General features: G+C 48.9%; 12 protein-coding genes. 9 read left to right on the top strand and 3 right to left on the bottom strand.

Features of this window, described 5'->3' with window-relative positions; genetic code table 11:
* Positions 1-19 precede the first annotated feature (19 nt).
* Positions 20-103 carry a damage-inducible type I toxin DinQ gene (gene dinQ / locus RGV86_RS13980; protein WP_001295215.1) on the bottom strand — a complete coding sequence of 28 codons (84 nt, stop codon included), beginning with the start codon at positions 101-103 and terminating at the stop codon, positions 20-22.
* A gap of 739 nt (positions 104-842) precedes the next feature.
* Between dinQ and arsR the strand changes: the two genes are divergently transcribed.
* The 5 genes from arsR to RGV86_RS13955 all read left to right on the top strand — a co-directional run bounded on the left by arsR (position 843) and on the right by RGV86_RS13955 (position 4,608).
* Positions 843-1,196 carry an As(III)-sensing metalloregulatory transcriptional repressor ArsR gene (arsR, locus tag RGV86_RS13975; protein WP_085461363.1) on the top strand — a complete coding sequence of 118 codons (354 nt, stop codon included), beginning with the start codon at positions 843-845 and terminating at the stop codon, positions 1,194-1,196.
* Between the two features lie 54 nt (positions 1,197-1,250).
* Positions 1,251-2,540, top strand: coding sequence for an arsenite/antimonite:H(+) antiporter ArsB (arsB, locus tag RGV86_RS13970; protein WP_085461364.1), 1,290 nt, complete (start codon positions 1,251-1,253; stop codon positions 2,538-2,540).
* A gap of 12 nt (positions 2,541-2,552) precedes the next feature.
* Positions 2,553-2,978: a glutaredoxin-dependent arsenate reductase gene (arsC, locus tag RGV86_RS13965; protein ID WP_085461365.1), complete on the top strand. Its 426-nt coding sequence runs from the start codon at positions 2,553-2,555 to the stop codon at positions 2,976-2,978.
* 391 nt (positions 2,979-3,369) lie between these two features.
* Positions 3,370-3,936 (top strand): outer membrane lipoprotein Slp, encoded by a 567-nt coding sequence (slp, locus tag RGV86_RS13960; protein WP_001044201.1) that lies wholly within the window; start codon positions 3,370-3,372, stop codon positions 3,934-3,936.
* A gap of 141 nt (positions 3,937-4,077) precedes the next feature.
* Positions 4,078-4,608: a helix-turn-helix domain-containing protein gene (locus RGV86_RS13955; protein WP_000478613.1), complete on the top strand. Its 531-nt coding sequence runs from the start codon at positions 4,078-4,080 to the stop codon at positions 4,606-4,608.
* 61 nt (positions 4,609-4,669) lie between these two features.
* Here the strand turns inward: RGV86_RS13955 and chuS are convergent, their stop codons facing one another.
* Both chuS and chuA read right to left on the bottom strand, forming a co-directional pair.
* Entirely contained in the window at positions 4,670-5,698 is a 1,029-nt protein-coding gene (chuS, locus tag RGV86_RS13950) for a hematinate-forming heme oxygenase ChuS (protein WP_085461366.1), read from the bottom strand.
* Positions 5,699-5,746: 48 nt separating this feature from the next.
* Complete coding sequence (gene chuA, locus RGV86_RS13945) at positions 5,747-7,636, bottom strand: TonB-dependent heme/hemoglobin receptor ChuA/ShuA (protein WP_307723224.1); 1,890 nt, start codon at positions 7,634-7,636, stop codon at positions 5,747-5,749.
* 775 nt (positions 7,637-8,411) lie between these two features.
* Here chuA and shuT point away from each other — a divergent pair.
* Genes shuT through chuY form a run of 4 tightly spaced genes read left to right on the top strand, consistent with a single transcriptional unit; the run spans position 8,412 to position 11,822 of the window.
* Positions 8,412-9,335: a heme ABC transporter substrate-binding protein ShuT gene (gene shuT, locus RGV86_RS13940; protein WP_024165147.1), complete on the top strand. Its 924-nt coding sequence runs from the start codon at positions 8,412-8,414 to the stop codon at positions 9,333-9,335.
* Between the two features lie 19 nt (positions 9,336-9,354).
* Positions 9,355-10,692 (top strand): heme anaerobic degradation radical SAM methyltransferase ChuW/HutW, encoded by a 1,338-nt coding sequence (gene hutW / locus RGV86_RS13935; protein ID WP_085461367.1) that lies wholly within the window; start codon positions 9,355-9,357, stop codon positions 10,690-10,692.
* Positions 10,693-10,704: 12 nt separating this feature from the next.
* Positions 10,705-11,199 (top strand): heme utilization cystosolic carrier protein HutX, encoded by a 495-nt coding sequence (gene hutX / locus RGV86_RS13930; RefSeq protein ID WP_000020032.1) that lies wholly within the window; start codon positions 10,705-10,707, stop codon positions 11,197-11,199.
* Positions 11,199-11,822 carry an anaerobilin reductase gene (gene chuY / locus RGV86_RS13925; protein WP_085461368.1) on the top strand — a complete coding sequence of 208 codons (624 nt, stop codon included), beginning with the start codon at positions 11,199-11,201 and terminating at the stop codon, positions 11,820-11,822. Before hutX ends, chuY begins: the two co-directional genes overlap by 1 nt.
* Positions 11,823-11,825: the final 3 nt, after the last annotated feature.

Below are 11,825 nucleotides of genomic sequence, written 5' to 3'. Positions count from 1 at the left end.
CTTAGTTACGTTTCCGCTATCAGTTCAGAAGCTGAAGCAGAAAGCGGATCAGTTCCAGCAGCGCAATTAACGCCCCAAGAACGATGATTGCTTTATCAATCACCCGTTTTCTCCATGCGATGGAGTGAGAATGCATCCGCTTACTCATCCACTGCCTGTCACGGCGCATGTCCCATTGTTAGATGACGACTATCTCACTCCGGCCAGAGCATCAGTTAACGGCACCACCCGTACTTCTGACCAGGACTTTGAAAGCGTTTATGCGCATTGTCAGAGTGAAAATGTCTCAGAGCTAACTGGATAATCATACAGTACATACAGGTTATAAAACCAGCTCGTCCTTGCAATAGTTTCAGTATGGTATTAGCATTGATGCGTTAGATGATGACTATCTCACTCCAGCCAGAGCCACCAACTCAGGGCTGGAAAGTAAAAAACCGACGCAAAGTCGGTTTTTTTACATCCGGATTCGGACAAGGCTTAATATGACGATGACCCAGTGAAAGTATATAAATCGTCACTGCGATATATACCGAAGTGCCCCCTCCGCCAGCTGAAGAAATTGCTAATTCTTGCAATGTTAGCCACTGGCTAATAGTATTGAGCTGTTAGATAAGAGCTCTCTCACTCCAGCCAGAGCCACCAACTCAGGGCTGGAAAGTAAAAAACCGACGCAAAGTCGGTTTTTTTACGTCCTGATTCAGACCTCCTTTCGAATGAATAGCCAACTCAAAATTCACACCTATTACCATCTTCTGCACTTACACATTCGTTAAGTCATATATGTTTTTGACTTATCCGCTTCGAAGAGAGACACTACCTGCAACAATCAGGAGCGCAATATGTCATTTCTGTTACCCATCCAATTGTTCAAAATTCTTGCTGATGAAACCCGTCTGGGCATCGTTTTACTGCTTAGCGAACTGGGAGAGTTATGCGTCTGCGATCTCTGCACTGCCCTCGATCAGTCGCAGCCCAAGATATCCCGCCATCTGGCATTGCTGAGGGAAAGCGGTTTATTGCTGGATCGCAAGCAAGGTAAGTGGGTTCATTACCGCCTATCGCCGCATATTCCAGCATGGGCGGCGAAAATTATTGATGAGGCCTGGAGATGTGAACAGGAAAATGTTCAGGCTGTTATCCGTAACCTGGCCCGACAAAATTGTTCCGCAGACAATAAGAATATTTGCAGTTAAAAATTTTATCTAAACACATATGGATTTTCGCATGTGTTTTATCCGGGAGGCATTATGTTACTGGCAGGCGCTATCTTTGTCCTGACCATTGTATTGGTTATCTGGCAGCCGAAAGGTTTAGGCATCGGCTGGAGTGCGACGCTGGGCGCGGTGCTGGCGTTAATGACGGGCGTGGTTCATCCGGGCGATATTCCGGTGGTGTGGAATATCGTCTGGAATGCAACTGCCGCATTTATTGCCGTTATTATCATCAGTCTGCTGCTGGATGAATCCGGCTTTTTCGAATGGGCGGCGCTGCACGTTTCACGCTGGGGCAATGGACGCGGTCGCCTGTTGTTTACCTGGATTGTCCTGCTCGGCGCTGCCGTTGCTGCCCTGTTTGCCAATGATGGCGCGGCGCTTATTTTAACGCCGATTGTCATCGCCATGCTGCTGGCGTTAGGGTTCAGCAAAGGCACTACGCTGGCGTTCGTGATGGCAGCCGGATTCATTGCCGATACCGCCAGCCTGCCGCTTATCGTCTCCAACCTGGTGAATATCGTTTCGGCAGATTTCTTTGGCCTCGGCTTTCGCGAATACGCATCGGTGATGGTGCCGGTGGATATCGCCGCGATACTGGCCACGCTGGTGATGCTACATCTCTACTTTCGCAAAGACATTCCGCAGAACTACGATATGGCGCTGCTGAAAGCACCGGCAGAAGCAATTAAAGATCCCGCCACCTTCAAAACTGGCTGGGTTGTTTTACTGTTTCTGCTGGTGGGATTTTTCGTCCTGGAACCGCTCGGCATTCCGGTAAGCGCCATTGCGGCAGTGGGCGCGCTGATATTATTTGCCGTCGCTAAGCGCGGTCATGCGATTAATACGGGTAAAGTCCTGCGCGGTGCACCCTGGCAGATTGTCATCTTCTCGCTCGGTATGTATCTGGTGGTTTATGGCCTGCGCAATGCCGGGTTAACGGAATATCTTTCTGGCGTACTCAACGTGCTGGCGGATAACGGCCTGTGGGCCGCGACGCTGGGCACCGGATTCCTCACCGCCTTCCTCTCTTCTATTATGAACAATATGCCGACGGTACTGGTTGGCGCGTTGTCCATTGATGGCAGCACGGCATCTGGCGTTATCAAAGAAGCGATGGTTTATGCCAACGTGATTGGCTGCGATTTGGGGCCGAAAATCACCCCAATTGGTAGCCTGGCGACGCTGCTCTGGCTGCACGTACTTTCGCAGAAGAATATGACGATTACCTGGGGATATTACTTCCGCACAGGGGTTCTCATGACCCTGCCGGTACTGTTTGTAACGCTGGTGGCGCTGGTGCTACGCCTCTCTTTCACTTTGTAATGAGATACTGATATGAGCAACATTACCATTTATCACAACCCGGCCTGCGGCACGTCGCGTAATACGCTGGAGATGATCCGCAACAGCGGTACAGAACCGACCATTATCTATTATCTGGAAACCCCACCGACGCGTGATGAGCTGGTAAAACTCATTGCTGATATGGGAATTTCTGTTCGCGCTCTGCTACGTAAAAACGTTGAACCGTATGAGGAACTGGGTCTGGCAGAAGATAAATTTACTGACGATCAGTTAACCGACTTTATGTTGCAACACCCGATTCTGATTAACCGCCCAATCGTGGTAACGCGGCTGGGAACCCGGCTGTGCCGTCCTTCGGAAGTGGTGCTGGAGATCCTGCCAGATACTCAGAAAGGGGCGTTTACCAAGGAAGACGGTGAAAAAGTGGTTGATGATTCGGGTAAACGATTAAAATAAACAAAGGGGGGTGGCTGTGCCCCCAATCTCTGACGAAGCGCGTATCATTTCTTACCGGATGCGAGATCGTGCAATCTCAGTAAATTGCGCTTCCTGCCCTCGAGGATAAATAGTTTCCATTTGAATAAATGGTTATCACCATAATGCTAATAATTAGCACTCCATGTAACATGAGATAAAAAAATAAACTCATTATAATAATTAAATAAAGAACTAATATTACGAGGAGACGGATAATAACATCATATGTCAATGCTATCCGGGACTAATATTCAAGGATATAAATATCAGACAGGTTTACGTTACTATCAGGCATATCGCCTAAGAATCGGATGAAAACTATAAAGAAATATCTATTATGGTTTTAACATTTGTTGATAAGGATAGTAACATGAACAAGACAAAAGGTGCACTCATCTTCAGCCTTTCATTTTTTCTTGCCGCATGTAGTTCGATTCCGCAAAATATTAAAGGCAATAATCAACCTGATATTCAAAAAAGTTTTGTTGCTGTTCATAACCAACCGAATTTGTATGTTGGGCAACAGGCACGCTTTGGCGGTAAGGTTATCAACGTTATTAACGGCAAAACTGATACGTTGTTAGAAATCGCCGTATTACCGCTGGATAGCTATGCCAAACCTGACATTGAAGCCAACTATCAAGGTCGCCTGCTCGCCAGACAAAATGGCTTCCTTGACCCAGTGAACTATCGTAATCACTTTGTTACTGTTCTCGGCACAATTCAGGGCGAACAACCTGGATTTATCAATAAAGTCCCATATAACTTCGTTGACGTGAATGTACAAGGTATTCAGGTGTGGCATTTGAGAGAAGTGGTCAACACCACCTACAACCTGTGGGATTACGGCTACGGCGCATTCTGGCCTGAACCAGGCTGGGGCGCACCTTACTACACCAATGCGGTTAGCCAGGTAACACCAGAACTGGTGAAATAATTTAGTTTAAAGATGCAGATATTTTTCAAATATCTGCATCTTTAGTATGAATATTTATATATAACTATAATTATAATATCCTCTCTATTTATTACCTTTGGCACCTGATTATAAAGTTAATGTCCGCAACAGGAGTCGGTTATGTTTCTTATAATTACCAGGGATACAATGTTTTTCACCGCGATGAAAAATATTTTAAGTAAGGGTAATGTCGTTCATATACAGAACGAAGAGGAGATCGACTTAACATTGCATCAGAATGCCTTAGTGATTATTGATACATTAATGAACAATGTCTTTCATTCTTCAATACTCAACAAAATTGAACATCTGAAGCCTGTTCATGTCATTGTTTTCTCACCGTTTAATATTAAACGCTGTCTGGGAAAAGTCCCGGTAACTTTTGTCCAGAGAAATATTACGATTATTGACTTTGTCGCGCTGCTTAATGGCAGTTACTGTTCTGTGCCAGAAGCGGATGTGTCACTCTCATGCAAACAACATCAAGTTCTGACCTGCATTGCTAATCAAATGACGACAGAAGATATTCTGGGAAAATTAAAAATTTCGCTGAAAACATTCTACTGCCATAAACACAATATTATGATGATTCTCAACCTTAAGCGGATCAACGAACTGGTACGTCATCAACATATTGATTATCTGGTCTGAACTCGCCAGCTGATATTTATAAAGAGGCCCGGCGACCGCCAGACCTCCGCACAATTACGCTTTACGCAGTAACACCTTCCTGCGTCAATGCCGCAATCTGTTTACGCCATTGCGCTTGCTCCTGTTCGCCTTCTGTACGTTGACCATAGAGCTGCGCAATCTGCGTACCGTCATGGGCAAACAATTCCAGACTGGTCACATAACCGTCACTGGCGGGTTTACGAGTTACCCAGGTTTCAGCAATGCACTCCTCTAAAAGGTGAAGAGTAAACGTTGGGTTGAAAATATTCAGCCAGCCTTTCATCGGCACCACTTTTTCAACCACACCGGTGAAGATCTGTACGCAACCACGGTTGCCAACAAATACCATGATCTCATTACCATCTTGCTGGGCGGATTCCAGTATCTGCGCCAGCGCACTATTGGGTACTTTGCAGGCCAAATCGTCTGCCACCAGATTAAACGCCTGCTGGCGAGTCAGGTTGTGGCGCTTGAGCAACGTAAAAAACTGATGAACGTCGGTCATCGCCCGCCACTCTTGCTCGACCACACTGGCATCTACGTCGGTTTGTGCGGCAGTCGCATCAACGGCTTTTAACTCAAGCGGCGTATTCTCTTCGACGATAAAACGCCCCAGAAGCTCGCTCCATGCCGCCATGTCGGTATTATCGGTGGCATAAACTTTCAGTAACGCATCGCCCTGATGATCAAAGAACTGAATACTCTGGCGTTCGCCGCGAGTCGTGGTTTCTTTTATATGGAAAACACTGTCCCACTGATTGAGAAACAGTCGTAAATCCAGCGCGCGCGGGTTGAGTATTAATCCGGCATGACCGTTCAAATGCTGGTTCGTGAAAGCACCAATCTGCTCATGAACAGCATATTCGTTCCGGCAAATGCATTTGGTTTCGCCAACGCTTTCCAGTGCTGCCAGAATTTCACGAATATTGCCACGCATCCGCCACGCATCGTGCGTGACGCGCGCAAATGCCAGTTCTGCTTCGCTAATATTCATTAAACCTGCGATGTCACGCGCGTACTTTCCGGGATTTTGTTCTTTTAACTCAAGCCAGCGTGTGTAGTGGTTCATTGTCTCTCTTCCTTCCAGATAAACGCCCCGAAATATCGGGGCAGATGATTACCATTGATAACTCACGAAAATTTTTCCGTTACGACCATCCTGCGGGATACCCTGCGGCGACCAGTACTCTTTATCGAAGGCGTTGCCCAGTACCAGAGTGGTGGTCATGCCTTTGAGTGCCTGCTGTCCTTGATAGCTAACGTAGAAATCATTCACGCCGTAGCCCGGTTGTTTACTGTAACTGCTGCTGACATGTGTTGAGCGATCGGCAAACGTACCGACCCAACCGACAGAGAAGCCACTATGGGCAATGGGAATATTCAGGGTGCTGGTAACAGTATCCGGGTTAATGCTGGAGATATATTCACCGGTATCGGTGTCTTTGCCACGGGTACGGTTATAGGCCACATCAAGGCTAAACAGATCAGTGGTATATTTCGTCATCACGTCCCAGCCCCAGATTTTGGCGTTCGGGACGTTATACGACATGGTCGTCGCCGCCGCGAAATTGACGGTCGTGGAGATGTAATCCTTCGCTTTGGTATCAAAGTAGCTGGCTTTAAATTCCAGGGCATCATTGGACAACATCAGGTCATCAAAACGCAGCCCAAAGCCGTACTCCTGAGTTTCGTTGGTTTCCGGACGCAAATTCGGGTTCGGCACCCAATAGTTGGTATAGAAGCGACCAATCGAGAAGTGCTTAGAATCGTTATACATTTCGCCCATCGTCGGGGCGCGGAATGCCTGCGCATACGAGCCAAATAACATCAGCCAGTTGGTCGGGTTGATAGTCATCCCCGCACGAGATGACCATTTGTCGGCATCCACATCTTTGTAGCCGTCGCTGCTACCGCGATAACTGTCATAGCGGGTTCCGCCAAGCAGGGTAATCGGCAGATCGCGTAAGGTTATCTCATCTTGCAGCCAACCGGAGCTGAAATCGATTTTCGCTTGCGGGAACCCCGTCGTCGCACCGCCAGGATGCTGTTCCTGACGATAATACTCACCGCCATATGTCAGCAGGTGAGAGGCAAAACTATCGGCAAACAGAGTGGAACGGTTCTCCAGTTTGGCACCTTTTGTCGTCTGTTCACGATACTCGCCGGAACTCCCCGTGTTCTGCGCATTAATACGGACTTCCGACCAGTAAACTTTTGCATCGGCATTTAACCAGTCGTTGCCCAACGGAGCGAGTTTATAAGCAAGCTGCGCATCACGTTGAATCGTTGAGCGATCAACCATCGGGTTGCTGCTATCAGAAGCCTCAACGGTCTGCGGATTTTTTGGTTCACGCGCGTCGTTATTGTAATAACGCACTAACCCGCTCAGAGCCTGGGCAGAATCAATTTTCCAGGTTCCTTTCGCCAGCATGTTGTTGATAGCCTCGTCATTCGGCGCGGTTTCACCATTGCTCTGGCGTAAATCACCACGATCGCGGCTGGACCAGGCCACAATACCATCCAGATTTTCAGTTCGCCCAAACGCGCTCGCGCCTAATCCCAGGCTATGGTCTCCCGTGCCGCCAGTGCCAAAGACACGAAAACCACTGCTTTGTCCTTCCTGCAATAAATCTTTTGCATCGACCGTATCGTAGGAGATAACCCCTCCCAGCGCGCCACTGCCATACAGTAATGCCGAAGGACCACGGACAATCTCAACGCGTTTGATCAGCGCCGGATCGAGGAAAGTACCATTCAGGTGTCCAGTATCGGTTCCCTGCCGAACACCATCGACAAGGATCAACACACCGCGATGGTCATAACCACGCATATTCACATCCTGACCATTCGTGCGTCCCGTACCATCAAGAGTAATCCCAGGAACATGGCGCAGCAGATCGGTGGCAGAAGTGGCCGTTTGGTTTTCAGGGACGGAAGTGTCGATAACGCTGACCATCATTGGCGCTTCGAAGGAACTGCGGGCATTCCCCGTTGCAGTAACAGTCATGGTTTCAGTAGCAAAAGCAATCGTCGGCAAGCTGGCGGAAACAGCCAAAGCCAACAAACTCAAGCGCAACGAGGTAAATTGCGGACGTGACATAGCGATTCTCCATGAGGAAAATAAAAAATGCTGGCTGCCTGGGTAAAAACCGGGGTGGCTGGCGAAAATAAATTTATTTACGATTCAAGGCGATAGTATTAGCCAGGTGAGTTAATTGGCGTTTATATCCCGTGAAATTACCTGGTATTTCTGACAATTGCGCAAATACAAGCCCTCTTATCAGGCCGGGTGGTACACCACGTCTGAAGTGAAGAGTGCCGTGCGTTATCCCTCACGAAAGTTATAATTTCATTATCCATATGATTATATTTTGTTAAATACCAACTTGATAATGAGAATTATTATCGATCATTTTTTTATGATCAAGCTTTTTTTAACCGCTATTAACACACTAAACAGGGGGTTAAAGAATCTGTTTATCTCTCATCAACCGCAGCGTCCTTGTCACAATTCGTCCCACCGTGCCGTAACAAATCTTTGTCGTTAACTGCAATAATTTTTCTATTTTTTTGCCCTACAACCCGCGACATTGCTGGAGTTTCACCTTTTTCTCGCCCCGAAATTCAGCCGTTGCAAAGAACGTTAGCTGACGAATCATCTTGATAAAAATCAAAAATAAATACGCTTGTAACGCCTTGCGTATTGAATCGGTGGTGGAATTTCATATATAACTCAAATGATAATCATGATCATTCTCAATTTGATAAGAGTTCTCAATATGATGCCAAGGATCACCACCAGGCCGTGTCTTTGTTCCCCACTAACGTTATGCATTTCAGCCGTGGCCTCTGCCGCGAAGACCACGGTAAAACGAAGTTCCATGAAAAAACTGTTTATGGCAGTACTGGCTCTTAGCTGGGCTTTTAGCGCAACGGCGACCGAACGTATCGTGGTTGCTGGAGGGTCACTGACGGAACTGATCTACGCGATGGGTGCTGGTAACCGCGTGGTTGGTGTCGATGAAACAACATCTTATCCACCAGAAACCGCCAAACTGCCGCATATTGGTTACTGGAAACAACTAAGCAGCGAAGGCATTTTGTCACTTCGCCCGAATAGCGTAATTACCTGGCAGGATGCCGGGCCACAAATTGTGCTCGACCAACTACGGGCGCAGAAAGTCAACGTCGTCACCCTGCCGCGAGTGCCTGCCACCCTTGAGCAGATGTACGCCAACATTCGTCAACTGGCGAAAACGTTACAGGTTCCTGAACAAGGCGACGCGCTGGTGACACAGATCAACCAACGCCTGGAGCGAGTACAGCAAAACGTGGCGGCCAAAAAAGCCCCGGTTAAAGCGATGTTTATTCTCTCCGCAGGCGGCAGTGCGCCACAGGTTGCCGGTAAAGGCAGCGTCGCAGACGCTATTCTGTCACTTGCCGGTGCAGAAAACGTCGCTACCCACCAGCAGTACAAAAGCTACAGCGCGGAATCGCTGATTGCGGCTAACCCTGAAGTGATTGTCGTCACCTCACAAATGGTCGATGGCGATATTAATCGGCTGCGTTCTATTGCCGGAATTACCCACACCGCCGCATGGAAAAACCAGCGCATTATCACCGTTGATCAAAACCTGATTCTGGGAATGGGCCCGCGTATTGCTGATGTCGTTGAGTCTTTACACCAGCAGCTTTGGCCGCAATAAACGGATTTAAATCAGACGTATGAACATGAAAAACACCCTGGATCTCACGCCACATTTTGCTTTAGACGGAGACCAGCCATTTAAAGACAGGCGCGCCATGATGCCATTTCGTGGAGCCATTCCGGTCGCCAAAGAACAACTGGCACAAACCTGGCAAGAGATGATCGGTCAAACGACTTCACCTCGTAAGCGACTGGTTTATCTGCATATTCCTTTTTGCGCGACACACTGCACGTTTTGTGGTTTTTATCAGAATCGTTTTAACGAAGATGCGTGCGCTCATTATACCGATGCCCTGATTCGAGAAATCGAGCTGGAGGCGGACAGTGTATTGCATCAGTCCGCGCCCATCCACGCAGTCTATTTCGGTGGCGGCACGCCTTCTGCGCTCTCTGCGCGCGATTTGTCCAGAATCATCACCACACTACGAGAGAAATTACCGCTGGCACCCGATTGTGAAATCACCATTGAAGGCCGGGTACTGAATTTTGACGCTGACCGAATCGACGCTTGCCTTGACGCAGGAGCAAATCGCTTTTCTATTGGTATTCAGTCATTTAACAGCAACATCCGCAAGAAAATGGCACGCACCTCTGATGGCCCAACCGCCATTGCATTTATGGAAAGCCTGGTCAAACGCGACCGTGCTGCGGTGGTGTGCGATCTGTTATTCGGCCTGCCAGGTCAGGATGCGCAAACCTGGGGAGAAGATCTGACTATTGCCCGCGATATCGGTCTCGATGGCGTTGATCTCTATGCGCTCAATGTCCTGCCCAACACGCCGCTGGGCAAAGCCGTGGAAAATGGGCGCACTACCGTGCCCTCTCCGGCAGAACGCCGCGATCTCTATCTGCAAGGGTGTGACTTCATGGACGATGCCGGCTGGCGCTGCATCAGTAACAGCCACTGGGGCCGTACCACACGCGAACGCAATCTCTATAACCTGCTGATTAAACAGGGAGCCGATTGTCTGGCCTTTGGTTCTGGCGCAGGCGGTTCGATTAATGGTTACTCCTGGATGAACGAACGCAACCTTCAGACCTGGCATGAATCCGTCGCGGCAGGCAAAAAACCGCTGATGATGATCATGCGTAACGCCGAACGTAACGCGCAGTGGCGTCATACCTTGCAGTCGGGCATTGAAACGGCGCATGTATCACTGGACGAACTTACGCCACATGCCGAAAAACTCGCGCCGTTACTGGCTCAGTGGCACCAAAAAGGCTTAAGCCGCGATGCTTCAACTTGCCTGCGGCTGACTAATGAAGGTCGTTTCTGGGCAAGCAATATTTTGCAGTCTCTTAATGAACTGATTCAGGTACTTAATGCGCCAGCGATTGTGCGTGGAAAACCATAACAGGAGTGATTTATGAGCCATGTCTCGTTACAAGAATTTTTGAAAACGGAGCCAGACGGTACGCTGGAAGCGATCGCCGAACAATACAACACCACACTGCTGGAGGTAGTGAAAAATCTGCCCTCTCCGACGGTCGTGTCAGGCGATAAATTCGATACTGTCTGGGATACCGTCTGCGAATGGGGCAACGTCACCACGCTGGTGCATACTGCCGATGTGATCCTCGAATTTAGCGGCGAACTGCCTTCGGGTTTCCATCGTCACGGCTATTTCAACCTACGCGGAAAGCACGGCATGTCCGGGCATATCAAAGCAGAAAACTGCACACATATTGCCTTGATCGAACGTAAATTCATGGGCATGGACACCGCCTCTATTCTCTTTTTCAATAAGGAAGGCAGCGCCATGCTGAAAATCTTCCTCGGCAGGGATGACCATCGTCAGCTCCTGAGCGAACAAGTCAGCGCCTTCCATGCTCTGGCGGCATCGTTAAAGGAACACGCCTGATGACGCCGTGGCTACTCTTTGGCGCAGGCGGAAAGGGAGTTGGTGCCAGAACGCTTGCACTGGCGCTGGCGGAACAACGTCCGGTCGTTGCTGTCGTTCGTCATGCCGATGCAGCCAGGAAACTGGCACAACAAGGTGTGCAGGTTTTTACAGGCGACGCCTGTGATGCCAGCGTAGTTGCGGCTGCTTGCCGCGCGGCTGGCCCGGATGCGCTTGTCATCTCAACAATGGGAGGAGCTCAGGATTATCTGGCGCACAGAACAGTGATTGATGAGGCCGAAAAAGCCGGTATCAAGCGCATGATTCTGGTGACCTCTTTGGGATGCGGAGATAGCTGGCCGTTTTTATCAGATCGCGCCAAAGCCGCGTTTGGTCAGGCGGTACGGGAAAAAACGCTGGCGGAAAGCTGGCTGCAAACCAGCCAACTTGACTACGCCATTCTCCGTCCAGGCGGTCTGCTTGATGGCGCAGCAACGGGCAACGCGTTACGGATACAAAATCAGGAATGTCATGGTTTTGTCCGCCGTGCCGATGTCGCTACACATATTGCTGAACTGGCCAGTCAGCCGACACTCAACAAGCAGATCTACAGTCTGATTGAACCAGATCTGAAACCGGCGTAATCC

Origin of the sequence: Escherichia ruysiae (genome assembly GCF_031323975.1) — a bacterium.
Taxonomy (GTDB): Bacteria; Pseudomonadota; Gammaproteobacteria; order Enterobacterales; family Enterobacteriaceae; genus Escherichia; species Escherichia ruysiae.
The sequence above is the reverse complement of the archived record's forward strand: the minus strand, read 5'-3'. Positions and strand labels throughout refer to the sequence as shown.